This is a genomic window from Enterococcus sp. 5H, assembly GCF_028128615.1.
In the GTDB taxonomy this organism is placed as follows: Bacteria; Bacillota; Bacilli; order Lactobacillales; family Enterococcaceae; genus Enterococcus_L.
The window spans coordinates 193,172-219,069 of sequence record NZ_AMDP01000022.1; the positions used below are offsets into that span (position 1 = coordinate 193,172).

Annotated in this window: 25 protein-coding genes; 16 read left to right on the forward strand and 9 right to left on the reverse strand. The window is 34.5% G+C overall.

The annotated features are described in order from the left end of the window. Positions 1–55: 55 nt before the first annotated feature. Both rnjA and C240_RS10165 read right to left on the reverse strand, forming a co-directional pair. Positions 56–1,726 (reverse strand): ribonuclease J1, encoded by a 1,671-nt coding sequence (gene rnjA / locus C240_RS10160; RefSeq protein ID WP_271495045.1) that lies wholly within the window; start codon positions 1,724–1,726, stop codon positions 56–58. 1 nt (position 1,727) lies between these two features. Further along, a complete protein-coding gene (locus C240_RS10165; protein WP_025871555.1) occupies positions 1,728–1,940 on the reverse strand; it encodes a DNA-directed RNA polymerase subunit epsilon in 213 nt (70 codons plus the stop codon). Positions 1,941–2,468: 528 nt separating this feature from the next. Here C240_RS10165 and C240_RS10170 point away from each other — a divergent pair. The 4 genes from C240_RS10170 (at position 2,469) to C240_RS10185 (ending at position 6,998) form a co-directional block, all read left to right on the forward strand. Next, complete coding sequence (locus C240_RS10170) at positions 2,469–4,199, forward strand: ABC transporter ATP-binding protein (RefSeq protein WP_271495055.1); 1,731 nt, start codon at positions 2,469–2,471, stop codon at positions 4,197–4,199. Continuing rightward, positions 4,196–5,962: a multidrug efflux ABC transporter subunit EfrB gene (gene efrB / locus C240_RS10175; protein WP_271495058.1), complete on the forward strand. Its 1,767-nt coding sequence runs from the start codon at positions 4,196–4,198 to the stop codon at positions 5,960–5,962. Before C240_RS10170 ends, efrB begins: the two co-directional genes overlap by 4 nt. Positions 5,963–6,108: 146 nt before the next feature. Beyond that, positions 6,109–6,600: a gamma carbonic anhydrase family protein gene (locus C240_RS10180; RefSeq protein WP_271495060.1), complete on the forward strand. Its 492-nt coding sequence runs from the start codon at positions 6,109–6,111 to the stop codon at positions 6,598–6,600. Positions 6,601–6,647: 47 nt separating this feature from the next. Then, on the forward strand, positions 6,648–6,998 hold the full coding sequence (locus C240_RS10185; protein WP_271495063.1) for an iron-sulfur cluster biosynthesis family protein: 351 nt from the start codon (positions 6,648–6,650) through the stop codon (positions 6,996–6,998). A 69-nt stretch (positions 6,999–7,067) separates the two neighbouring features. Here C240_RS10185 and C240_RS10190 read toward each other — a convergent pair whose 3' ends face one another. Together C240_RS10190 and C240_RS10195 are read right to left on the reverse strand one after the other, a co-directional pair. Then, positions 7,068–7,688, reverse strand: coding sequence for a flavin reductase family protein (locus C240_RS10190; protein ID WP_271495066.1), 621 nt, complete (start codon positions 7,686–7,688; stop codon positions 7,068–7,070). A gap of 23 nt (positions 7,689–7,711) precedes the next feature. Further along, positions 7,712–8,683 (reverse strand): ring-cleaving dioxygenase, encoded by a 972-nt coding sequence (locus C240_RS10195; protein ID WP_271495069.1) that lies wholly within the window; start codon positions 8,681–8,683, stop codon positions 7,712–7,714. A gap of 168 nt (positions 8,684–8,851) precedes the next feature. Here C240_RS10195 and C240_RS10200 point away from each other — a divergent pair, with 168 nt between their 5' ends. Both C240_RS10200 and C240_RS10205 read left to right on the forward strand, forming a co-directional pair. Further along, complete coding sequence (locus tag C240_RS10200; RefSeq protein ID WP_271495072.1) at positions 8,852–9,721, forward strand: SPFH domain-containing protein; 870 nt, start codon at positions 8,852–8,854, stop codon at positions 9,719–9,721. Positions 9,722–9,819: 98 nt separating this feature from the next. Next, entirely contained in the window at positions 9,820–10,464 is a 645-nt protein-coding gene (locus C240_RS10205; RefSeq protein ID WP_271495216.1) for an HAD family hydrolase, read from the forward strand. A gap of 67 nt (positions 10,465–10,531) precedes the next feature. Here C240_RS10205 and C240_RS10210 read toward each other — a convergent pair whose 3' ends face one another. Further along, complete coding sequence (locus C240_RS10210) at positions 10,532–11,035, reverse strand: cupin domain-containing protein (protein ID WP_271495075.1); 504 nt, start codon at positions 11,033–11,035, stop codon at positions 10,532–10,534. 226 nt (positions 11,036–11,261) lie between these two features. Between C240_RS10210 and nox the strand changes: the two genes are divergently transcribed. From nox to C240_RS10250, 8 genes are all read left to right on the forward strand, one after another. Beyond that, positions 11,262–12,599: a H2O-forming NADH oxidase gene (nox, locus tag C240_RS10215; protein ID WP_271495078.1), complete on the forward strand. Its 1,338-nt coding sequence runs from the start codon at positions 11,262–11,264 to the stop codon at positions 12,597–12,599. A 202-nt stretch (positions 12,600–12,801) separates the two neighbouring features. Next, complete coding sequence (gene mltG, locus C240_RS10220) at positions 12,802–14,238, forward strand: endolytic transglycosylase MltG (protein WP_271495081.1); 1,437 nt, start codon at positions 12,802–12,804, stop codon at positions 14,236–14,238. 248 nt (positions 14,239–14,486) lie between these two features. Beyond that, positions 14,487–14,960: a transcription elongation factor GreA gene (greA, locus tag C240_RS10225; protein WP_271495084.1), complete on the forward strand. Its 474-nt coding sequence runs from the start codon at positions 14,487–14,489 to the stop codon at positions 14,958–14,960. 166 nt (positions 14,961–15,126) lie between these two features. Next, entirely contained in the window at positions 15,127–15,858 is a 732-nt protein-coding gene (gene liaF, locus C240_RS10230) for a cell wall-active antibiotics response protein LiaF (RefSeq protein ID WP_271495088.1), read from the forward strand. Continuing rightward, positions 15,855–16,919 (forward strand): sensor histidine kinase, encoded by a 1,065-nt coding sequence (locus C240_RS10235; RefSeq protein WP_271495091.1) that lies wholly within the window; start codon positions 15,855–15,857, stop codon positions 16,917–16,919. The genes liaF and C240_RS10235 overlap by 4 nt, the downstream gene beginning before the upstream one ends. 48 nt (positions 16,920–16,967) lie before the next feature. Beyond that, complete coding sequence (locus C240_RS10240) at positions 16,968–17,600, forward strand: response regulator (RefSeq protein ID WP_271495094.1); 633 nt, start codon at positions 16,968–16,970, stop codon at positions 17,598–17,600. A 229-nt stretch (positions 17,601–17,829) separates the two neighbouring features. Further along, entirely contained in the window at positions 17,830–18,495 is a 666-nt protein-coding gene (locus tag C240_RS10245; RefSeq protein WP_271495097.1) for a potassium channel family protein, read from the forward strand. A gap of 78 nt (positions 18,496–18,573) precedes the next feature. Continuing rightward, positions 18,574–18,885, forward strand: coding sequence for a HesB/YadR/YfhF family protein (locus C240_RS10250; RefSeq protein WP_271495100.1), 312 nt, complete (start codon positions 18,574–18,576; stop codon positions 18,883–18,885). A 118-nt stretch (positions 18,886–19,003) separates the two neighbouring features. Here the strand turns inward: C240_RS10250 and C240_RS10255 are convergent, their stop codons facing one another. Further along, positions 19,004–20,551: a helix-turn-helix domain-containing protein gene (locus C240_RS10255; protein WP_271495103.1), complete on the reverse strand. Its 1,548-nt coding sequence runs from the start codon at positions 20,549–20,551 to the stop codon at positions 19,004–19,006. A 346-nt stretch (positions 20,552–20,897) separates the two neighbouring features. On the opposite strand from C240_RS10255, the gene C240_RS10260 reads away from it, so the two are divergent. Beyond that, entirely contained in the window at positions 20,898–21,836 is a 939-nt protein-coding gene (locus C240_RS10260; RefSeq protein ID WP_271495105.1) for a glycosyltransferase family 2 protein, read from the forward strand. Positions 21,837–21,893: 57 nt separating this feature from the next. Here the strand turns inward: C240_RS10260 and C240_RS10265 are convergent, their stop codons facing one another. The 3 genes from C240_RS10265 to C240_RS10275 all read right to left on the reverse strand — a co-directional run bounded on the left by C240_RS10265 (position 21,894) and on the right by C240_RS10275 (position 25,007). Continuing rightward, the gene (locus C240_RS10265) at positions 21,894–22,856 is read right to left on the reverse strand and encodes a phosphoglycerate dehydrogenase (RefSeq protein WP_271495108.1); all 963 of its coding nucleotides are present in this window, start codon (positions 22,854–22,856) and stop codon (positions 21,894–21,896) included. A 93-nt stretch (positions 22,857–22,949) separates the two neighbouring features. Continuing rightward, a complete protein-coding gene (ispG, locus tag C240_RS10270; protein ID WP_271495111.1) occupies positions 22,950–24,041 on the reverse strand; it encodes a flavodoxin-dependent (E)-4-hydroxy-3-methylbut-2-enyl-diphosphate synthase in 1,092 nt (363 codons plus the stop codon). Between the two features lie 153 nt (positions 24,042–24,194). Continuing rightward, a complete protein-coding gene (locus C240_RS10275; RefSeq protein WP_271495114.1) occupies positions 24,195–25,007 on the reverse strand; it encodes a DUF1189 domain-containing protein in 813 nt (270 codons plus the stop codon). A 166-nt stretch (positions 25,008–25,173) separates the two neighbouring features. Here C240_RS10275 and C240_RS10280 point away from each other — a divergent pair, with 166 nt between their 5' ends. Further along, positions 25,174–25,782, forward strand: a complete 609-nt coding sequence (locus tag C240_RS10280) for a superoxide dismutase (RefSeq protein ID WP_271495118.1) — start codon at positions 25,174–25,176, stop codon at positions 25,780–25,782. Positions 25,783–25,898 lie beyond the last annotated feature (116 nt).

Here is a 25,898-nt window from a genome sequence, read left to right on the forward strand (position 1 = left end):
AAACAAAGCAAAAACCGAGATAATTATCTATCTCGGTTTTTGCTTTGTTAAAATTTTAAGACGTCATAATCATTGGTAAAATCATTGGATGACGTTCTGTTTTCTCAAATAAAAATGGTTGTAATGCACTTGAAATTGCATCGCATAATTTTGCTTCGGTGCAATTGTCATCGCGTAGAGCTTCACGTATTGCATTAAACAATAAGCGTTGTCCTTCATGGATCATTTCCCCAGATTCCCTCATGTAAACAAAACCACGAGATAAAATGTCTGGACCGGCTAAAATTTCTTTATTTTTTATATCAACGGTAGCTACGGCAAGAACCAAACCTTCTTCTGAAAGAATCCGGCGATCCCGTAAAACGACATTACCAATATCACCAACACCGTTACCATCAACATAAACATCATTGGCTTTGAAATGACCAGCAATATGGGCATCATCAGCAGTTAAAGCTAGGACATCACCATTTTCCATAATGAAACAATTTTCAGCAGGAACACCGACATCCTGTGCAAGTGATGCGTGTATTTTCAACATTCTAAATTCCCCGTGAACAGGAACGAAATATTTAGGTTTCATTAAGCGTAACATTAATTTTTGTTCTTCTTGACCACCATGACCAGAAGTATGAATATTGTTGATTTTTCCATGAATAACTTCAGCGCCTGCTTCGGAAAGCAAGTTAATCAATCGATTGACACTCGTTGTGTTTCCTGGAATTGGTGAACTTGAAAAGATTACTGTATCACCTGGCTGAATTGAAATCTGGCGATGGGTTCCATTGGCAATTCGGCTCAATGCTGCCATCGGTTCACCTTGAGAACCTGTACATAAAATCATTGTTTCATTTGCTGGTAATTGATTTAACTCAGATGCATCTACAAAAGTTCCTTTTGGCACATTGATGTAACCAAGCTGTTCGCCATTAACAATTGCATTTTCCATACTGCGACCAAAAACAGCAATTTTTCGCCCAGTTTTGACAGCAGCATCAGCGGCTTGCTGCAGACGGAAAATATTAGATGCAAAGCTGGCAAAGATGATTCGACCTTCAATTTTTTCAAAGATCTTCAAAATAGAAGAGCCAATAGTTTTTTCTGACTTGGTAAATGTTGGAATTTCAGCATTTGTACTATCAGAAAGTAAGCATAAGACACCTTCTTCACCTAGTTTTGCCATACGATGTAAATTTGCAGGTTCACCAACTGGTGTAAAGTCAAACTTGAAATCTCCAGTTGCAACAATATTACCAGATGGAGTCTTAACAACAACACCTAACGCATCTGGAATACTATGTGTCGTTCTAAAGAAACTAACGGAAGTTTTACGGAAACGAATCACAGTATCTTCATTGATTTCATGTAATTGTGCGTCACGTAAAAGTCCATGTTCATCTAATTTATTGGTAATGAGCGCCAATGCCAAAGGTCCGGCATAAATCGGAATGTTCGCTTGTTTTAATAGGTAAGGAACGCCGCCGATGTGATCTTCATGTCCGTGGGTGATGACTAAGGCTTTAACTTTGTGCAGATTTTGCACAATATAGCTATAATCGGGAATAACATAGTCAATTCCAAGTAGGTCATCTTCTGGGAACTTGATTCCAGCATCAATAATGATGATTTCATCTTGAAATTGAACCCCATAAGTGTTCTTTCCGATTTCACCTAATCCACCTATCGCAAAAACGCCGGTTTCATTATTTTTTATATTTACTTTCATGTTAAAACTCCGTTAAAGAGAATTCCGCATGTTCTTGTTCATAAGCTAAATGATTTTCATCAAGTGCTTGAATGTATTCGATATTATATGGGGTATTTTCTTCTACTTGCTGACGTACGATAACATCGTCTTCTGCTTCAACGTAAATCGATTTTGTATCTTCTCTTTTTGGGTTTCTTGTTTTTGTTTCTTGGTAATAAACTTTATAGATCATAGTTTTTTCTCCTTCATCTGCCAAGGCAGTTAGTTATTTATTTTTTTATTATCTTACTGTAATTTTGAACACAACAAAGTGAGGTGGCTGACCACCTTAAAAACAATCGCCATCAAAAACAGCAGTTAATGATGAAATGAAGCCTCGACTTTGCTTCACGTTCCTTGTTTTATGGAAACTTTACTTACGTTCAACCGTCCCTTGTGTTGTGTAGAACAACAATTAAAAGTATTTTATCATAGAATGGAGAATAAGTATAGAAACAGACTTGCGGCTTTAAAGAAAATATGAAAGTTACAAATTAAAATAATGGTCAAGCGAAAGAAGTAAAAAGCCGTCTTTTAACCATTGGTTTCGAGAAAATTTGTGTGAAATATAGATAAATAAAACTTTAATATAATTAAGAACACAAATTGTTTTTTAGGAAATAAAAATATCGAAAATTTCGTTTAAATATAATTTACCTGACTGTTGCTTTTATGCTATAGTGGAAGTACTGGATTAAAAAATGGGACAGGAGATGATAACGTGAAATTGATGTGGCATTACACGATGAGATACAAGAAATTACTGTTCTTGGACTTTATTTGTGTTTTTGGATTTATATTAATAGAACTGGGGTTGCCGACAATCCTAGCTAAGATGATTGATGTTGGGATTAAAAATAATGACTTTGACTATGTAAAGCAGCAAGGTTTGTTGATGATTGGGATTACGGTTATCGGTGTGATTATGAATATTATGCTTGGATATTTTGGTGCCCGTATAACAACAAATATTGTAAGAGATATTCGTGATGATCTTTTTGAAAAAGTACAGACTTTTTCCCATCGTGAGTATGAAACAATTGGCGTTTCTTCACTGATTACTAGAACGACTAATGATGCCTATCAAATCATGTTGTTTATGGGAAATCTATTAAGAATCGGTTTTATGACACCAATGATGTTTTTTGTCAGTTTATACATGGTTATGCGTACAAGCCCAACTTTAGGTTGGTTTGTGTTGGGTGCACTGCCGTTTCTACTGATTGCAGTAGTGGCAATTGCTAAAATTTCTGATCCATTATCAACTAAGCAACAGAAAAATTTAGATGGAATTAATGGAATTTTAAGAGAAAATCTTTCAGGATTGCGTGTAATCCGTGCTTTTGTTAACGAAAAATTTGAAGAAAAACGATTTAGTAAAGTTAATGAAGACTATACAAATAGTTCAAAGAGCTTGTTTCGTTTAATGGCTGCGGCTCAACCAGGATTTTTCTTCCTATTTAATATTGTAATGGTTTTAATTATTTGGAATGGTTCTTTGCAAATTCAGGATGGTAATTTATTAGTTGGGGACCTGATTGCATTTATTGAATACATTTTCCATGCACTGTTTTCATTTATGCTTTTTGCCAGCGTCTTTATGATGTATCCACGTGCGGCTGTTTCTGCCCGCCGTATTCAAGAAGCCTTTGATATGGAACCTGTCATTCGTGAAAATGAAACTGGACTAACTGAAGCTAAAACAAAAGGCTACTTAGAATTTAAAAATGTTACTTTTGCTTATCCAGGACATGCTGAGAGTCCAGTCATTCGTAATGTTAGTTTTACAGCTTCGCCTGGAGAAACGGTGGCGTTTATCGGGAGTACAGGTAGTGGGAAATCTACTTTGATTCAATTGATTCCGCGTTTTTATGACGTTTCAGAAGGTCAAGTTTTGCTGGATGGTGTTGACGTTAGAGATTACAAGTTGAGTGCTTTGCGTAATAAAATCGGTTATATTCCGCAAAAAGCATTATTATTTACCGGAACAATTGCTGACAATATGCGATATGGTAAACAAGATGCGACGGTAGAAGAAATGGAATTAGCGGCTGAAATTGCACAAGCTTCAGATTTTATTTCGCAAAAGCCAGATGGTTTTGATGAACTTTTATCAGAAGGTGGAACAAATTTCTCTGGTGGTCAAAAACAACGTCTTGCTATTGCAAGAGCAGTGATTCGTCGTCCGGAAGTTTATATTTTTGATGATAGTTTTTCTGCATTAGATTATCAAACAGATGCCAATTTACGCGCTCGTTTGAAAAAAGAAACAATGGAATCAACGGTATTAATTGTCGCTCAACGTGTCGGTACAATTATGCAGGCGGATAAAATTGTTGTTTTAAACGAAGGAGATGTTGTCGGAATCGGCACCCATCGTGAATTACTTGAGACTTGTCCAATTTATTATGATATTGCGGCTTCTCAATTGTCAGAGGAGGAACTAGCATGAAAAACGCCCTTTCTTCTATTAGACGTTTAGGTAAATATATTGATCCTTACAGAGGAACATTTATTCTAGTAATTATCTTTACTGTTTTAACCGTAGCATTCAACGCAGCAATGCCATACGTTTCAGGGCTACCGACGACTGAGATCACTAAAAATATTGCTGCTGGTGAGGAATTAAATTTCCCATATATTATTAAGTGCTTAATTTGGATTTTGATTGTTGGATTAGGTTATTGTGTAGCCCAATTTTTATCAGGATTTTTAATGACGACTGTTGTTCAGCATTCTATGCGTGACTTACGTCGGGATATCGATGAAAAAATTAATCGCTTGCCAGTTTCTTATTTTGATAAAAATCAACAAGGAAATATTTTATCCAGAGTAACTAATGACGTGGATGCTGTAAGTAACGCGATGCAGCAAAGTTTTATCAATATTGTTTCAGCTGTTTTGGGAATAGTAATGGCTGTGGCCATGATGTTTTATATTAATTGGCTGATGGCACTAATTTCACTTGTGATGATTCCACTATCTTTATTTATTTCAAAAACAATTGTCGGAATCTCGCAAAAATACTTCCAAAATATGCAAAATGCTTTGGGTGATCTAAATGGCTACGTACAGGAAAACATGACTGGTTTCAGTGTATTAAAACTATATGGTCGTGAGAAAGAGACACTACAAGGTTTTAAAAACGTAAACCATAACTTGAATAACTTTGGTTTTAAAGCTTCGTTTATTTCAGGATTAATGTTGCCGTTAGTACAAATGACTGCATATGGTACGTATATCGGGATGGCTGTTTTAGGAAGTTATTACGTCATTACGGGTGTAATCGTTGTCGGTCAGTTACAAGCCTTTATCCAATATATTTGGCAAGTTAGTCAGCCAATGGGGAATATCACGCAGTTGTCTGCTGCTTTGCAAAGTGCATCAGCTGCGACAAAACGGGTTTTTGAAATTTTAGACGAGCCAGAAGAAGAGTTAAATGAGCAAGATGTTCCATTACCTGAAACAGTTCATGGTTCAGTAGTATTTGATAACGTTAGCTTTAGTTACGATCCTAAAAAACCGTTAATTAAAAACTTGAATTTTGAAGTTAAAGCAGGTCAGACTGTAGCGATTGTTGGTCCGACTGGAGCTGGAAAGACAACGTTGATTAATTTATTGATGCGTTTTTATGACGTTAATGAAGGTGCAATTAAGATCGACGGAATTGATACGAAGAAAATGGATCGAAGTGATGTTCGTTCAGTATTTGGTATGGTATTGCAAGATGCTTGGCTCTATGAAGGAACTATCGCAGATAATATTCGTTTTGGTAAGTTAGATGCGACTGACTATGAAGTTGTAGATGCGGCTAAAACGGCAAATGTCGACCATTTTATTCGGACAATGCCGGATGGTTATGAGATGGAAATTAACTCTGAAGGTGATAATGTTTCGCTTGGACAAAAACAATTGTTAACGATTGCCAGAGCAGTTATTTCCGATCCAAGAATTTTGATTTTAGATGAGGCAACTAGTTCAGTTGATACTCGTTTAGAAGCATTAATTCAAAAAGCGATGGATCGAGTGATGGAAGGGCGAACAAGCTTTGTGATTGCCCATCGTCTATCAACAATTCGTGAAGCAGACTTGATTTTAGTTATGAACCAAGGTGAAATTATTGAAAAAGGTACGCATAACGAACTCTTGGATCAAGGCGGCTTTTATGAAAAACTATATAATAGCCAATTTGCTGAGGATGGCGATTACGAATAATACCAAAAAAGAAGTAGGCTGATACTTGGCTTGCTTCTTTCTTTTGTATTATTTTCAAATAATAAAATTTCCTATAGATCTGTGCGTATTATACAGGAGATTTTTGCTAATTTGATATACTAAGGGTATTAAAAGAGGTGAAGAATTTGACAAAAGAATATTATATTGCAGCAAGTGCCGACGTATTTGGAAATGTAAAATTAGCCAAAGACACAAGTATTTGGTTTCAATCAGTTCTTAGAGGAGATAGCAATTCAATCACAATTAGTGCAGGGACGAACATCCAAGATGGTAGCGTTATCCATGTCGATCACGATGCACCAGTTTTTATTGGAGAAAATGTAACGGTTGGACATGCTTGTATGCTTCATGGCTGCACTATTGAGGATGGTGCCTTAATTGGTATGAGTTCGACTATCTTAAACCATGCAAAAATTGGCAAAAATAGTTTAATAGGAGCTGGTTCTCTTGTAACTGAAGGAACTGAAATTCCGCCAAATGTTTTAGCTTTTGGTCGCCCGGCACGCGTGATTCGTCCATTAACGAGAGAAGAAATTCGTAAAAATAAAGAAAATGCACAGCATTATGTTGAGTTATCTAAAGAATTTGCTGCAGGAAACTACCAAAAGCTAACCTAAGTTGAATTGTTTGTTTAAATGATTATGAAAGGATGGCGAAGGAGAAAATGTTCTTAAAAATAAGCGATGAAGCTCAAGTTAAATTGCTGCCTTTTCTTGAAAGTGATGCAGTAGTTATTTTAGATTTGGATGATGGTGTCGGGAAGTATTCAAAAATGGGCGTATGTTCTCTAGATACTAGTTTTCGTTTGCTAATTCTGAATCGTTTGCAAGATCGCTCTGATTTTGATTTAACATTGGATTCGACGATTGGTGAAATTTTTATTAAGGACTATTCCAAAAGATATTTAGATGAACAGATGATGCTGGAAATTGATCCGCGTTTACAGACGTTTAAACTTAAAAGTCCTAGTGGTGTTTTAGACGGAAATGTACCGTTGATTGATTTAAGAACATAGAAGTAGATTAAAAAAGATACGATCAGCTGCTTAAATGGGCTGGATCGTATCTTTTTGTTTACCTCAGGATTATTTTGGTCGTTGTAAATCAAATAATCCATCAATTTGTGCATAAGTCTGACCTGCTAAACGAGCAATTGGTTTGAAGCGATCAGGTAAAATATATTCTTTTTGTTGGTCAATGAGTGTTTCAGCAAAATAGAAATCAGTTATTTCCAAGATAAATAAATCAGAGATTGTTTCATCATTATGATTTTTGATAGGAACATATTGATGTAATCGACCTTCCATTCGGATACGAGCTGCTTTGATTCCAGGAACTTGGACTGACTTACTTGGCGTTGTTTCCAATTGATTTAATTCAATTTCACTTTGTTCACTTGGTAAAGTAGCAGCTGTTTGGTTCATAGCTTCAACAACGTGCTCATCTACTAGATGAATGACCACTTCTTTTGTATCTAAAATATTTCGGGCAGTGTCTTTGATAGCACCATTTTGCCTTAGAATTGAAACTGTCACTAGTGGAATATCCGCAGCAGCAGCGTTAAAAAAGCTAAACGGAGCGGCATTAATAACAGTTTGATCTTTGTTAAATGTTGTAATCCAAGCAATTGGTCTTGGAATAATACTGCCGGATAAAAATTTATACGCTTGTTTTTGTGAAAGATCTTTTGTCGCATAATGTCGCATAACAACTCTCCAATTCTTTTTGACTAACGCGCTTTATTTGCATCAGAAGTGTCAAAAGGCCGCACAAATTCTTCTATTTCTTTACGTTTTGGCTCTAAAAATGGCGGTAATGCTAACTTTTCACCGGCTGCTTCATAAGTTTCGTCTTCCAAGAAACCAGGACCATCTGTTGCTAATTCAAATAAAATATGCGGAGCTGCTCTGAAATAATCAGATTTAAAATAAAAACGTTCAACAAAACCAGAATTGGGGAAATGTAGCTGATTAATTTTTTCAATCCAAAAACGTAAAGCGTCTTGGTCTGCTACTCTAAGGGCTAAATGATGAACATTTCCAAAACCTTCTTGCGCATCAGGCAAATCATCTCGATGTTCAACAATGATGCTAGCTCCATTACCGCCCGCACCAACTTCAAATAAATGAAAACTTCCTTGTGCATCTACTAAATGAAAACCTAAAACTTCAACTAAAACACGCTGCATATGTTCATAGTTTGCAACTGTTACAAACACTGGTCCTAACCCAGTTAAGGCATGTTCTGCTGGTACATCCGTTTTTTTCCAAGGAGTTCCAGCTAAAACCCCATGATTATTTTCATCTGAAATTAATTGATATTGTTGATCGTCAAAGTCTTTAAACTCCAAATATTTTTTACCGAAACGTTCTTGAATTTCACCGTGATCAATATTATGTTCATTGAAACGATCCACCCAATAAGCTAAAGAAGCATCATTTTTTACCCGAAAAGACGTACGGGAAATTGTATTTGTACCTTTTGTTCCTTTAGGGATTCCGGGAAAATCAAAAAAGGTCATATCTGTTCCGGCAGATCCAAGATCGTCAGCGAAAAAAAGGTGATAGGTTTCAATATCGTCTTGGTTAACTGTTTTTTTTATTAAGCGCAAACCTAAAGTGTCAGTGAAAAAACGGTAAATTTTTTCTGCACTTGATGTCATTGCTGTTACATGATGAATGCCGCGAATTTCTGTATCCATAATTTGAACCCTCCAAATATATAATAGTTACTTAATAATTAACTTACTAAAAGTAAGTATAAAGCTGATTCAATAATTTAGCAACTGTTTTGACTTTTCCTAACTATTGATAGATAGAATAAATAAGAGTAAGATAAGACTTATTAAGTTGGGAAAGAAGGGGAAACGATGGAAGAGAAAAAAACGTTTCATGTGAATGGGTACATTGCTTTAGTGGTATTAGTTATTTTGATTATTATCGGAGGTTATAGTTTTTATTTTGGCGTAGTCGATGAAAGTTTTGTCATGATTACGATTAGCTTAATTTTATGGGTGGTCTCTGCTCTTTTCTTAAGTTCTTTAACTATTGTCAGTCCGAATCAGGCTAAAGCTATTTTATTTTTCGGTCAATATTTAGGCACAATCAAAGAAAATGGTTTATTTGTTACTACACCGTTGACACAAAAAATTAATGTCTCATTGAAAGTTCGAAATTTTAATAGTTCGTTATTAAAGGTCAATGATTCAGATGGAAATCCGATAGAAATTTCGGCTGTTGTGGTATTTAAAGTTGTTGATACAGCGAAAGCGTTGTTTGACGTAGATCGTTATCAAGAATTTATAGAAATTCAAAGTGAAACTGCGATTCGTCATATTGCAACTCAATATCCTTATGATACATTTAATGATGATGACCTAACTTTACGTGGAAATACTAGTGAAGTATCTGAAGAATTAGCAAAAGAATTGCAAGACCGTCTATCCGTGGCTGGTGTTGAAATTATCGAAACACGTTTAAATCATTTGGCTTATGCTACTGAAATTGCTAGTGCAATGCTACAAAGACAGCAAGCTAAAGCAATTCTTTCAGCAAGACAAATTATCGTTGAAGGAGCTGTTTCAATGACCCAAATGGCTTTGGAACAAATTGAAGATGGTCAAGAAATCAATTTCACTGATGATCGAAAAGTGCAGCTAATCAACAATCTTTTAGTTTCAATTATTACTGACAAAGGAACACAGCCAGTAATTAATACTGGTGATATAAAAGAAAGATAGTCTCATAGAAAATTATTTTGAGGAGTAGAAACTTTCTAATTAAATTTCTACTCCGCTCTATTTTATGCTAGAACAATAAAAAGGAGTGTGGAATAGTGGTGTTATATAAATCAATACTATTTGACTTAGATGGTACGATCACAAATTCTGCTGAAGGGATTATTCAGGCGGTACTATTTGCGGTAAAACAACTTGGGCTAAAGACGCCAAATGAAGAACAATTATACTCTTTTATAGGCCCGCCGTTAGCGGACTCATTTGAAAAATTATATGGTTTAAATGATCAAGAAGTTGAAAAGGCTGTTGCCTATTATCGTGAATATTATCAAAAAAAAGGGATCTTTGAGAGCCATGTATATAAAGGGATTCCAGAAGTTTTAGCATCTCTAAAAGAAAAGGGCTGTCAGTTATATTTAGCAACCTCTAAACCAGAAATTTATGCTAAACAAATCTTGAATCATTTTAACCTAACCCATTATTTTAAAGGGATCTATGGAGCTAGCCTTGATGGAAAACGCTCGAAAAAAGGTGACGTAATTCAGTACGCTTTAAAAGAGGCAAATATACTTAACTTAAAAGAAACCATCATGATTGGTGATCGTAGCCATGATATCCTAGGAGCAAAAGAAAATGATTTGGCTAGTATAGGAGTATTATATGGTTTTGGAAACCAATCTGAGCTGGAAATAGCAGGGGCGTCCTATATTGTGAGTACACCGACAGAAATTATAAGCTTGCTTTAGTGCTTATATTGTTATGATGCATGAAAAAAGACCAATTCGCTTGGTCTTTTTTACATGAATTTAAGTTTTATTTTGGTAATTGATCGTAAGCTAATTTGGTAATAATTTCTTGATGATCTGGATAAAGAGAAACCAATTCATTCTTAGTGAATAGCTCAAAGTCTGCAAAATCAAAACCAGGTGAAACCATACAGCTAACCAAAGCAAATTGATCTAATTCATCAACAGTAGAACCAAAAATAACATTTTTAGGTACAACCGCTTGTAAAACCTGTCCTTTTTCGAGTTGGTCACCTAAGTGAATTTTTTCATAGTGACCATCAGAATGCAGTAAATGAACGGTTAATGATGCTCCACCATGATAGTACCAGACTTCATCAGATTTTAGTCGATGAAAATGCGAAGGATTTCCATAAGTTAGCAAAAAATAAATACTAGAGTAATAGGGCCGAGTGATAGCAGGTGCTGTTTGAATGGACTGATCGGATCGCAAAACTTGTTTAAAATACCCACCTTCAGGATGTGGTTCCAATTTTAAGTGGTCAATCCAGTATTGTTTATTTTTTTCCATGATGTTCCTCCCAAATTTTATTGTTGAAAAATAAGCAAGTGAATGTTTATCGTTATTGTACCGCTCACCAAGTAAAAGAAAAAGAGTGAACGATCCAAAAAAATTGCTATTTGATGAAAAAAATGAGAAATTCTCAAATGTTTTAACAAAAACTGCATAAATTGAGAAAAGAAACCCCTTTCTTTAGGTATAATTAAGTTCACTAAATCACATGAAGGAGAATCTTATGAACAAAACAAAAACAGTTATCGTTGGAGCTAATCATGCTGGAATCGCTGCTGCAAACACATTGTTGGATACTTACCCTGATCAAGAAGTTGTAATGATCGATCGAAATACGAATCTTAGTTATTTAGGTTGTGGAACAGCACTATGGGTAGGTCGTCAGATTGAATCCTATGAAAATTTATTTTATACGAATAAAGAAGCCTTTGAAGCAAAAGGTGCACAAATCTATATGGAAACTACAGTAGAGAAAATTGATTTCAATAAAAAGTCGGTTCACTGTAAGAAAAATAACGGTGAAGAATTCGTAGAAACCTATGATAAATTAATTTTAGCAACAGGTTCTGCTCCGATTAACCCAGATATTCCTGGCAGAGATTTAAAAAATGTTGAGTTTCTGAAATTATTCCAAGATGGACAAACGGTAGATGCTGCAATGGCAAAAGCTGAAATTAAAACAGTTGCCGTAATTGGTGCAGGTTATATTGGTGTTGAAATCGCTGAAGCAGCTAAGCGTCGGGGGAAAAATGTTTTACTTTTCGATGCAGCTGAAAGATGTTTGCCGAACTACTATGATAAATGGTTTACGGATGATATGGACAAGGTTTTAGCGGAAAATGGTATTGAATTACATTATGGTGAGTTAGCGAAAGAGTACAAAGGAACGGATAAAGTAGAATCTATTGTTACAGATAAAGGAGAGTATGCAGTAGATTTAGTTATTAACGCAATTGGCTTTAGACCAAATAATCAATTAGGAAAAGACCATTTAAAATTATTCACTAATGGTGCTTATTTAGTTGACTTACACCAACAAACTAGCGATCCCGATGTTTATGCAGTAGGTGATTGCTCAACTATTTATTCAAATGCAGTACAACAAACCACCTATATTGCTTTAGCAACAAATGCAGTACGTTCAGGAATCATTGCAGCCCACAATATTGGCGGTACCGTTTTAGAGTCAATTGGTGTACAAGGATCTAACGGTATCTCAATTTTTGGTTATCATATGGTCTCTACAGGATTGACTGTACAAGAGTCAGAAAAATTAGGTTTAAAAGTTAAGCATACCGAATTCGAAGATCTACAAAAACCTGGATTTATGAAAGAAAATAATCAAGTGAAAATTAGAATCGTCTATGAAGAAGAGAGTCGTCGGATTGTAGGTGCTCAAATGGCATCTTATGAAGACGTATCAATGGGAATTCATATGTTTTCTCTAGCGATAGGTGAAAAAGTAACTATCGATAAATTAAAATTACTAGATATTTTCTTCTTACCACATTTCAATCAGCCGTATAATTACATTACAATGGCTGCACTTAGTGCTGAATAGAGAGATCAGTATTGTAATATTACTAAAAAAAGAATGTTTCGCTTTGAGACCATGGTTGATATCACGGTCTCTTTTTAAATTAAACGGCAAGAAGAATTCTTACAAGTTGGTGACTTTTCTCTAAAAAAGTTTAAATTTAAAAAGCTTTCATGTATAATAGTTTAAGTTAAAGAAGATACATAGAAAGTAAGGAGGATTTGTTTTGGCAGAAGATAACCAAAATAATCAAGATCATTCCACGTCTTCATTTAAAGATCAGGTCTTGCGTTCTTTGCGAGGAGAAGAAATTGGTAATGAAGATTCGACTTCCTTTGAAAAAGACGCTCAGAACTTATCACAACATAATGAGACAGATTATAATAGAACTAACAATTCAGAGTATAATAATCAAGATGAAATAGAACCGTTTAAAGAAATGGAATCCGTTGGTTCACGAAGTGTAGAGCATCATTCAAAATTAGAAGAGCAAATATTAAAAAAACAAGAGAATCATGAATCACAGTCACCAGAAAATGAAGAGTCAAAAAAACGCACCAGAAAAAAAGAAGATCGTATTGTCAGTAGAATCGTATTGATTGTTGCATCGGTTTTATTATTAGTAATTGCAATTTTTGGTTTTACTTTTTACAATTATGTCAATTCTGGTCTACAGCCTTTGGATAAAAATGATACAAACTTAGTACAAGTCCATGTTCCAGAAGATTCTTCTAATAAACAAATCGCCAATATACTCGAAGAGAGTAAGGTGATTAAAAGTGCAATGGTTTTCAATTATTATATAAAATTTAAAAACTTAACTGATTTCCAAGCAGGTTATTATCAAATGTCGCCCAATATGACATTGGATGAGATAGGTGCATTGCTTAGAGAAGGCGGTACAGCAGAACCAACAAAAATTGCAGATGGAAAAGTAACTATTCCTGAAGGATATGACATTGATAAAATTGGTGATGCGATTGAGGAAAATACTGAGTTCAAAAAAGCTGATTTTATCGAGTTAATGAAAAATGAAGAATTTTTCAATACGATGAATCAAAAATATCCTGAACTGTTGGGAAGTGCGGCTGAAGCCCAAGGCGTTCGTTACCGCTTAGAAGGTTATCTGTTCCCAGCAACCTATGATTACTACAAAGATATGAAATTAAACGACTTTGTAGAACAAATGATTACAAAAATGAATAGTGTGATGGAACCATATATGCCTATGGTTCATGCAAAAGGTATGACCGTTCAGCAAGTATTGACTTTAGCTTCTCTTGTTGAAAAAGAAGGAATTAAAGAAGATGATCGTAAAAAAATAGCACAAGTCTTTATTAATCGAATTGTTGCTAATATGCCATTACAATCTGATATTTCAATACTGTATGCGTTAGGCGAACATAAAGAATTAGTTAGCTATAAAGATTTAGAAGTAGATTCACCTTATAATCTTTACACTAATGCTGGTTATGGACCAGGTCCGATGGATAGTCCTAGTGAGCAAGCAATTAATGCAGTATTAAATCCTACACCTAATAACTATCTTTATTTTGTAGCTGATATTTCAACAGGCAATGTTTATTTTGCTGAGACATATGAGGAACATCAAGTGCTTGTCGACAAATATGTCAACAATAGTACAACGGAAGAAAGTGAATAATGTTTTATTTTGCGTAACTTATTACGAGCCAACCTAAACTTTAGGCGGCTCGTTTCGCTTTACGTTAATACGTGAATTTCAACACAAAATAGTCCACTTTTAAAATCAAGTTTTCTACAGATTTTTAAAAATCGAGCGAATATTATTTACAATTTGCTCAAAGAGTGGTACTCTTTTCTGGATTGAAAGCGGAATTTTTCAATGAAATAAAATAATACATTGTAGTAAGCTAAGAAGGAGAAATTAACATGGTAGAAAAAGTATTTCCTATGACACTTGAAGGAAAAGAAAAATTAGAACAAGAATTAGAAGAACTAAAAACGGTTAAACGTAAAGAAATCGTTGAACGTATAAAAATTGCAAGAAGCTTTGGTGATTTGTCGGAAAACTCAGAGTACGAATCAGCTAAAGACGAGCAAGCGTTTGTTGAAGGAAAAATCACTACATTAGAAAACATGATTCGTTTTGCGCAAATTATCGATAATGATGGGGTTGATTCTGATGAGGTTTCAATCGGAAAAACAGTAACATTTATTGAATTGCCTGACGGTGAAGAAGAGGAATATACGATTGTGGGAAGTGCGGAAGCAGATCCTTTTTCTGGTAAGATTTCAAATGATTCACCAATTGCTCAAGCATTAATTGGCAAGCATTTAAACGATCAAGTTGCTATCGCCACACCTGGCGGCGACATGCAAGTGAAGATTACCAAAGTTAGCTAACAACAGTTTTTTTAGACAGTGAAATGATGTACGAGGATTGGACAAACGCGTCCCGTCCTCGTTTTGTTGAAAATTAGGGCTAAAGTCCTATAGTCAAATAAGGCTTTAGCAACTAACATTAATAGGGGCATCAAGGTATACTAAATTCATAGGAAGGGGGATTATTATGAATAACCCATGGCGTTTTTTTATTGTAGTAGAAGCATTATTATTTATTTTGGCCTTATGGCAAATTTTACATAACCCAGGACTGGCAGTTTTACTAGTGTTGGGTATTTTGAGCGTGGTATATGCAATGAAAAAAACACAGCGCAGTAATTTTAATAATTTTCAACTAGTATTAGGTATTATCCTAATTTTAATAGGCGTAATGAACAGTCCGGCGTTTTGGCTGATCATAGTTTTCGCTGTTGTATTTATTGGTTTGAAAGGCGTAGAAGTTGCTGGGGTAGATATTACCCAGCGTGCACCATGGCGCAAAAAGCAAATGATTATGGTAGAAACAACCAATACAGAACCAAAAAGCGGTCGACGTTATAAACGACCTTGGTTTGCAAATGAGCGTATCGGCAGTAATGTTTACGAATGGGATGATATTAATATCGACATTCTTTCTGGTGATACAATTGTTGATTTAGGTAATACACTACTACCTAAAGATGACAGCATTATCATTATTCGAAAAGGTTTTGGGCGTACGAGAATTTTAGTCCCTCTTGGGGTTGCCGTAACGTTAGAACATTCAACTTTCTATGGTAATGTAAACTTTGAAGAAGAAAAATATCACTTGAAAAATGAATCATTAAAGATATACAGTAATGACTTTGATACAAATAATCGCCGATTGAAAATCCTCACAAATACATTGGTGGGAGACGTTGAGGTGATTCGCGTATGATGGGTAAGATTTCTCGACAGATGCTGTCTCTATACGCGGCTTGTAGTACATTTATTGTCGTCTTACTAACATTGTTTTCATATTTTTACTCGATTAAACAAAAAAATTGGCTCTTAGAATTAATTCAAAGGAAAGTTTTTTATATTCCTTTGATTTTCCATATGGTTTTAATTTCACTTTTAGTTGGTTTATCTACCTTTTTACTCGTATCTATTGTACAACGGGCACAATATGGTAAAATTGAAGAAAAACTTCGTTTACTAGCTCGAGGCAGCTATGACAATCCGGTAATTGCCAAAAGTGTTCCTCATGCAAGCAATGACCAGTATATAGGTGAAGTAGACCAGGACATTTTGAAAATCAGAATGAAATTATTGGATATGTCGAAAGAACTTCAATTGTTAAACAGCCGTCCACAAATGATGGATGGGGAAACCAAAGAAGAGATTTTAGAAGCTGAACGACATCGTTTAGCTAGAGAACTACATGATTCAGTTAGTCAGCAATTATTTGCAGCAATGATGATGATGTCAGCACTAAATGAACAAGCGCAAAAAAGTGAAACACCTGAACTTTTCCGTAAACAATTAGTAACCGTAACAGATATTATAAATGCTTCTCAATCTGAAATGCGTGCTTTATTATTACATTTACGTCCAGTTAGTTTAGAAGGAAAAAGTTTACGTAAAGGAATTGAGCAATTATTAAAAGAGTTACAAACAAAAATTAAGATTGAATTGACTTGGGATGTTGAAGATGTTCATTTGAACAATAGTATAGAAGATCATTTATTTAGGATTGTTCAAGAACTGCTTTCCAATACTCTACGTCACGCTAAGGCACAAGAACTCGAAGTTTATTTGCACCAAGTGGATAAAAATGTTTTACTTCGTCTAGTCGATGATGGTGTTGGTTTTGATATGAGTGAGAACGATAATAAAGCCGGCAGCTATGGATTGAAAAATATCCGTGAACGAGTGGCAGGTATGGGCGGTACAGTTAAGATTATCAGCTTTAAAGGGCAAGGAACAAGTGTAGAAATCAAAGTGCCTGTAATTTAGTTTCATATACCAATTTGTTTAGCTTTTAAGTTAAGGAGGAAATGACAAGTGATCAAAGTAATGTTAGTGGATGACCATGAAATGGTTCGATTAGGAGTGTCCTCGTATCTATCAATTCAAGAAGATATTGAAGTAGTTGGAGAAGCGGAAAATGGCCGAATTGGTTATGAAAAAGCGCTGGATTTGCGTCCAGATGTCATTTTAATGGATTTAGTAATGGATGAAATGGACGGGATTGAATCAACAAAGGCAATCTTGAAAGATTGGCCGCAAGCGCGAATTATCATTGTAACAAGTTTTATTGATGATGAAAAAGTTTATCCGGCAATCGAAGCTGGAGCAGCAGGTTATCTTTTAAAAACATCAACAGCCCATGAAATTGCAGACGCAATTCGAGCTACTTCTAGAGGTGAAAGAGTTTTAGAACCTGAAGTAACAACAAAAATGATGGAACGTTTAACTAAAAAGCATGAACCAGTTCTTCATGAAGACTTAACAAATCGAGAACATGAAATTTTGATGCTGATCGCAAAAGGTCGCAGTAACCAAGAGATAGCTGACGAGCTGTTTATTACGCTTAAAACAGTGAAAACTCATGTATCTAATATTCTTGCTAAATTAGACGTAGAAGACCGTACGCAAGCAGCTATCTACGCATTTCAGCATGGTCTAGCTAAATAATAAATCAATAGTAGGTCGAGATAAAAGTGTTTAGCTCTGAGAAATAAGAGGGAGTTACTTTTTTCTCGCCGGTTATCTAGATATAGTGAGTGGAGCAAAACTGATCGTTAGTTTTATCCCACTCTTTTTTTAATTTATAAGAAAAATTATTTAAAGAAGATTATTGTTCTTGTTCAAGAACTTGTGTGTTTGTTATACTTGGATTAAATAATGAGTAGGAGAAGTAGTGATGAAACAAAATTTTGCAATTATCGGTTTAGGTCGGTTTGGCGGGAGTATTTGTCAGACGTTAATTGAGTCGGGGCAAGAAGTTTTAGCGATTGATAGTAATGAAGATCGAGTCAATGAATATATGAATATTGCAACTCACGCTGTGGTGGCAAATGCACAGGATGAGTCAACTTTACGTTCATTAGGTATCCGTAATTTTGACCATGTTGTGGTAGCTATTGGTGAGGATATTCAAGCCAGTATTTTAGTAACATTAATGGTTAAAGAAATGGGTGTGCCAAACGTACTAGCAAAAGCTGTGAACGAATACCATGCTAGAGTATTAGATAAAATTGGTGCGGACTTAGTAGTACATCCAGAACGAGATATGGGGATTAGAGTAGCTCATAAAATGGTATCTAGAAATATATTGGATTATATTGAATTATCCAGTGAAGTTTCGATAGCTGAAGTTCGTGTGTCTAATCCTAAATTTTATGGAAAAACATTGGGTCAATTAAATTTCCGTCAACGTTTTGGCTTAACAGTTGTAGCAATTCGCCGTTCGAAATCAGATGTAATCACTTCACCAGCTGCAGAAGAAATGGTTAGAGAAAATGATAGTTTATTAGTTGTTGGAGAAACAGCAGATGTAGATTTACTGGATGAAAAAATGAATGAATGATCTATCTATAAGCACTTTATTCTCTGAAAATTAGACTCTATGCTAAAATGACAAGTGTGAGTAGGGAGGAAAATAAAGATGAAATTAACAATTACACCGCAAGCTCAACAATGGTTTAAAACAGAAGTCGGCGTTACTGCAGAAAGTGGTATTCGCTTTTATGGTAAAATCTACGGTAAAACAGATGTACATGATGGATTTTCCATTGCGATGTCAGTAGAATCGCCAGATCAACCATTAGTAGAAGAAAAAATCGATGGGATTACATATTTTATTGAAGAAACAGATGATTGGTTCTTCAAAGGATATGATTTAGTCGTGGATTATGATAAAAAAAATGACGAACCAAAGTATGTTTTTGAAGGAAATAAAGAAGATTTAAAACAGTAAAGAATAGTGAGGATATCAACTGCACATCGTTTATTCGGATTTTCGCTGACGCAGATATAACTCAGAGCGTTATATCTGCGTCACGGTCGAAGATCAATAAAATCCAACTGGTTTTCGACTAGATTCTAAAAGAAGAAGATTTTTTTGTATACCAGCTATGTAAAATATCAAGAAGATTAATCTGATAATCCAGTGTTGGTGATAGTGGAATGATTTGGAAATTTTTCTTTTTTAAACTTTTTTCCGGTATTAAAAGCTTGGATGAAGCTATGTAAAAATCACAGTTTTCATCAGAAGTTGAAGTGACAAATGAAACAGATATAAATGAAATCTGTTCTAAAAAATTAAATAATGATTGTAAAAAAATCGCGTTGGATGATAAAATAATTCCTACATTTAGCTGGTATTTTCTATTACTTCTTTCATAAAAGGGAAGTAATAAAAATGAACAAATGCGCACAAGATCGTCCAAACAATTTTTTATCCAAGAAAATTCTGCATGCAAAGTAAGCTCATTAAAGAATGCCCCAACTTTTGAAGAAAGGTGTTCATATAGGGGTTTTTGTTCTTTTATAAGAGTATCCATGAAATTAATCGCTAAAGGCAGTGAATCTTCAGTAACAAAATGGTTTAAACAAGTCGTAAACAGATTAATATTTAAAACTTTTTTTTCATCTAAAGTGAGTGCTTTTTCTGCAAATAAAGGTGAATAGAAATTTTCAAAATGCTTCATTAAGTCACCTAAAGGTTGTTGCTCACTTTCCATATAGTTTTCTACATATGTAAGTCTTGGATCATCAGCGTAAATATAAATACTCCAATAAAACATCATAAAAGAGAGAAATTCAGCTTCTCGATCTATATGACACTGAGTCAGTTTTGATTGTTCCAGTTCTTTAATAAACGAATCATTAACTTTTGGAAAAACCAATTGTTCAAATGGCGGTTCGATAATATAATGTTTCTTTTTGATTCTTAATCGAGAAATTGTTTTTAATAAATACCATTCCCTAGGCTCAATGTAGGTCATCCAAGGATGATACTCTGAATCAAATAGGTCCACCCCTCGTTTCGTTTCACCTAGAGCTAGAAAAAGATCTTCTCCATATGAGGCAAGCCAAAAAATATTCAAATAAGCAATACGAATCAGATTTTCTTTACCGGAAAGCTGTAGCTTTGAGCAGTTAAGCTGGATATCAAAATCTTTTAAATAGTTAATCAGTGGTTGCAGCCGTCTGATAATAGATGCTCGACTAATAAAATGGTCTTTACAGAATTTGTCTATCCTATAATTTCTTTCTAAAATTGTTGCAAGCAAAAATTTGTAAGGCAAACTTTTTCGAAATAAAAACTGTAAATAAGGAACATTTCTTAATTTTGCTGGATCAATCGCTACTTTCCCTTGCTCATTCAATAGTTCAATTCCTTGTAATTCTAAAAGATCATCATTCAACTCAGAGAATAATGAGTTTAAGCGAGCATAAGAAAAATCTGTAAATTGCTCAAAATAATGAATACTATAAGTCCCTTCTGAGGTGGTCAACAAGTGATTAAAAACACTGAGCTTACGTTGAGCAAGATCGTCTAACAAAATGTCTTCTAGCATATTTAGTCTCCTTCTATAGTTAGATGTAAATTTCTTTTTGATTAAAGTAAAAATATTCACAAATAGATACAAGTTATTTATTAAATTAATTTTACTTATTTATAATAACCATTTCTGTGATTAATTTCAATTACAAATTAAAATAAAAATAAAATTGTTGTTGTAATTAGTGGTTTAGTTAATTATAATTTTCCGTGGAAAATAAATAAATTAGCCTAATTAAAAATTAGTAACAGATGTTCTTTATTTAAAATTGCGTATGTTATTTATATCTTTAGTTTCTTTAAGTAGCTATTATTGACTTATTAACTAACCTGTAAATATTTTAATTGAAATATATCTATTTTTATTATTATGTCAGGGTTATGTGTTATAATCAGAAAGAATACTTTTTGGAGGAAATTTTATGTTATCAATTGTTGTTCCTTGTTATAATGAAGAGGAGTCAATTCCATTATTTTTTGAAGAAGTGGAAAAAGTAAGCTCACAAATTTCACATACTGTGGAGTATATTTTTATTAATGACGGATCGAAAGACCGTACCTTAGATACCTTAAGAAAACTTTATAAAGAACATCCTGACAAAGTTCGTTATCTTTCTTTTTCAAGAAATTTTGGCAAAGAAGCTGGACTGTATGCCGGATTGAAAGAAGCCAAAGGTAGTTTAGTAACAGTAATGGATGTCGATTTACAAGATCCTCCAGAATTATTACCAAAAATGATTAAGATGTTAGAGGAAAATAAAGACTTAGATTGTATTGGAACAAGACGTGGCGATCGTGAAGGAGAGCCAGCTATCCGTAGTTTTTTTGCTAAGCTGTTTTATCGCTTGGTTAATAAAATTGGTGATACTGAAATGGTTGATGGAGCTAGAGATTTTCGTCTAATGACTCGTCAAATGGTTGATGGGATTTTAGAATTAACAGAATATAACCGTTTTTCAAAAGGGATTTTTAGTTGGGTTGGTTTTAACACCGAATATCTATCTTACGAAAATCGAGAGCGCGTGGCAGGAGCTACTTCGTGGTCTTTTTGGAGCTTGCTTAGTTATTCTATTGATGGTATTGTAAACTTTTCAGAAGCACCATTAAATATCGCTTCTTATGTGGGCGCATTTTCATGTATTGGCTCTGTACTTGCGATGTTTATAATTTTCTTTAGAACAATCATTAAAGGTGATCCGACTAGTGGTTGGCCATCGATGGTTTGTATTATTTTATTTGTTGGTGGACTGCAATTACTTTGCCTAGGAATTATAGGGAAATATATAGGGAAAATATTTTTGGAAACAAAAAAACGGCCGATTTATCTGGTAAAAGAAACTGAAAAAGATCAGAAGGACTAACAAAAAAACGTCAAGGAACTGAAAAGGTTCTTTGGCGTTTTTATTATAAGGAATAGTTTAATATCCTTGTTCTAAAGATATTTCATTTTTAGCTAAAGTACCATCTACTAAAAACTTTCTAAGATTTTGGATAAATATAGTTAGTAATTTTCCTTTGAATTCCGGTGTTAAACCAGAAATATGCGGTGTAATTAAAACATTGTCTAGATTCCATAATGGGCTATTTTCAGATAAAGGTTCGTCTTCAAATACATCTAAAGCTGCGAAACTTAGCTGTTTATTTTCTAATGCTTGCACTAAATCTGCTGTGTTAACAGATGGTCCGCGACCAACATTGATAAAGACCGTTCCGGGTTTCATTGCGCTAAATAGTTGTTCATTGTATAAATGATATGTTTGGTCTGTTAACGGAAGAATATTTACAACGATATCCATCTCATTAATTATCCTGCTCATATTTTTGTGTGCATAACATTCTATAAAACCATCAGTAACATGTCCAGAAGTGTTCACGCCGTAGGTTTGGATATCTAGACCTTGGGCAAATTTTCCAAGTTGTTGTCCAATATGGCCAGTTCCAACAACTAACATTTTTTTTGTTGATAATTGTTGGTAGGAGATATTGTTTCGTGACCATTCTTTTTTGGATTGGTTTTTGATACTCGTTCGAATACCACGGAATTCAGTCAATAAAACACCAAGAACATGTTCTGAAATGGAAATGCTATGGATACCGCTAGCGTTAGAGAGTAAGATACCTTTTTCTGAGAAACGGTTTAGATCATATGTGTCAACTCCAGCTGAAATAGATTGCACCCATTTTAAACGACTTGTTGGTGAATTTAGCAAACGTTGACCTAATTCGTTGTTCCAGCCCAACATGATTTCGATATCATTTTCGTCTATAGTCATACTGGTTCTTGCTGCATCAAAAACAATGTATTCAGAAGCTGTTTGTTTGATCGTTGCAACTTGATCCTCTTTCATTTCTTCATAAAGATAGATAATTGGTTTTGCCATGTTGAATTCCCCCTATTTATTAATTGTAACAAAAAAAGCCAATTAACTAAAAAAGATTGAACCGTTGTATGGTTCAACCTTTAAAATATCTGATTAAATTTGTTCACCGCCAGCATATGCAGCAGCAAGGATATCGACTTCTTTTTTTAATTCTTCAACCATAATTTCTTCTGGAACAGTTCGAATGATTTTCCCTTTTTTAAACAGCATACCTTTACCATTGCCGCCAGCAATTCCAATATCGGCTTCTCTAGCTTCACCAGGTCCATTGACTGCGCACCCTAAAACAGCAACTTTGATCGGCGCTTTAATTTTTTCAATATATTCTTCGATTTCATTTGCGATTGGAATCAGATCAATTTCAATTCGTCCGCAAGTAGGGCAAGAAATCAATGTTGCTGCATTACTGGCTAAACCAAATGCTTTTAAGACCTCTTTTGCAACTTTGATTTCTTCTACAGGATCAGCAGACAACGATACACGACAAGTATTCCCGATACCGCGGGAAAGCAATGCGCCAAGTCCGGCAGCTGATTTCAGTCCGCCAGAAAATTTTGTTCCAGCTTCTGTGATACCTAGATGTAGAGGGTAATCAAATGTTTGAGCGGCTAAAGTATAAGCCTCAATTGCCAAATTTACATCACTAGCTTTTAGCGAAACAATGATGTCATAAAAGTCCAAGTCTTCAAGAATTTTTATATGTTCAACTGCACTGGCAACCATTGCTTCAGCCGTTGGATAGCCATATTGCTGCAAAAATTTCTTTTCTAATGAACCAGCATTTACCCCAATTCGAATGGGGATGTCTTTGGATTTGCAGGCTGTTACAACTTTTTCTACACGATCCTTACGACCGATATTTCCAGGATTAATCCGAATTTTATCAACGCCTTGTTCGATCGCTTTTAGCGCTAAACGGTAATCAAAATGAATATCAGCAACTAACGGAATTGAAATTTGCTTTTTAATAGCACCTAGAGCGTCTGCCGCTGCATCATCTGGAACAGCAACACGAACGATTTGACAGCCAGCTTCTTCTAAACGTTTAATTTGTTCAACTGTTGCTTCAACATCATGTGTTTTGGTAGTACACATACTTTGAATAATTAATTCATCATTTCCACCAATAGTTAAATCGCCAATTTTCACTGGACGCGTATTTTTACGATGGGTTAATTCTCCCATAATGAGCTCTCTCCTTATAGTTGTATGATTGATTAACTTAATTTTTTTAGCAAGTATAATTCATGCTTATCTTAACACAGAATATTAAAACTGAGAATGTAAGAAAAGGTTAAAGCTATTCCGTAACTCTTATATTTGATTAGCTTGTGATACTTAGTTTAAAGGCAGTTCTCGTTTCTTTTCTTTTCGAACAGCAAAGAAAAAGATCACTAGTGATAGAAAAATAATTAAAAAGCTATCATCAAAAGAATGATTAATAAAATGTAGGATTCCACTTAAAATAACAGGTAGCGTTGTACAGTAGGTTACAATTTTTAAACAATCGAAAATTCGCAAATCATATAAACGAATTTTACTGTAAAGATTGGCCCCAATAGTAATAAGAAAAATATTTATGATCAAATTAATGAAAATCGGGTACAGAGTAAAAGCAAAAATGATTAATTTTATCCAAAATGGTACGCTGGCTTCATTCAAGCCTTGTTTTAAATCTTGACTGTTTAGACCATCTAAGGAACCTTTAGAATAAGGAATTTCAAATTGACTAGTACCAAATAAAGAATCTGCTGTACTAGAATTAGGGAGGGCCACGACAAATTCATTTTGTAAAAAACCTACAGCAACAGCATTTCCTACAGAATCTGCAGTAATATCATTAGAAGAGCGTTTTCCTTCCGGATCAAAAGTAAAAATAATTGAATTTGTTTGATAAATAAAGCCTTCAGTATTTTCAGCTACTTGAAATTGCCCATCAGCGATTTTGAAATCAGGTAGTTTTTCAGCGATCATTTGTCCATCATGTTTTACGTCTTGCATGACTGAAAAAATTTGCTTTGTAATGGGTAAGGCTAAAATAATGCTTAAAAAAATTACATAAAAAATTACTTTCCAAAAAGGCATTTTTTTTGCTGTATGTAATTCAGAAAAATTAAAAAGTGAGTATTTGAATAGTGTAAAAGTCTTCATAGCTTCTCTCCTGACTTGAAAGTAAGTACACTCGTAATTTTAAATGAGTTACTATGGAAACACAAGTTTAGTGAAAAAGATCTTAAGCAAGTACTTTGAATATTGCTGCTTATTCTGGTATGCTATGGTTGTATGAAATTATATACTTAATTGGAGGGAATTTTTTATGACTTACACTTTACCAGATTTACCATATGCATATAATGCATTAGAACCTTATATTGACGTGGAAACAATGCACTTACACCATGACAAACACCACAACACTTATGTGACGAACTTAAATGCAGCAATTGAGAAACACCCTGAACTAGGTGAAAAATCAGTTGAAGATTTAATTGCTGATATGGATAGTATTCCTGAAGATATCCGTACTGCTGTACGCAATAATGGTGGCGGACATGCTAACCATTCATTCTTCTGGCAAATTATGGCTCCTAATGCTGGCGGCGCACCAACTGGTGATATCAAAGATGCAATTGATGCAGCATTCGGCAGCTTTGACAAATTGAAAGAAGAATTCAAAACAGCTGCTACTGGACGTTTTGGTTCTGGTTGGGCATGGTTAGTTTTGAATAATGGCAAATTAGAAATCACTTCAACAGCTAACCAAGATTCTCCTTTAATGGAAGGCAAAACACCAGTTTTAGGCCTAGACGTTTGGGAACACGCTTATTACTTGAAATACAAAAATGTTCGTCCAGATTACATTGAAGCATTTTGGAATTTGGTAAACTGGGATGAAGTGAACAAACGCTTCTCTGCAGCTAAATAATCAAACAAAATTAGAATTTTTCTAAACTTTTTTGAGGAAAACAGTAAAATACACTGTTTTCCTCTTTTTGTTTGTGGCATACTAATAGTTAGGGAGAAAATTTTTTTAAGTAAAGG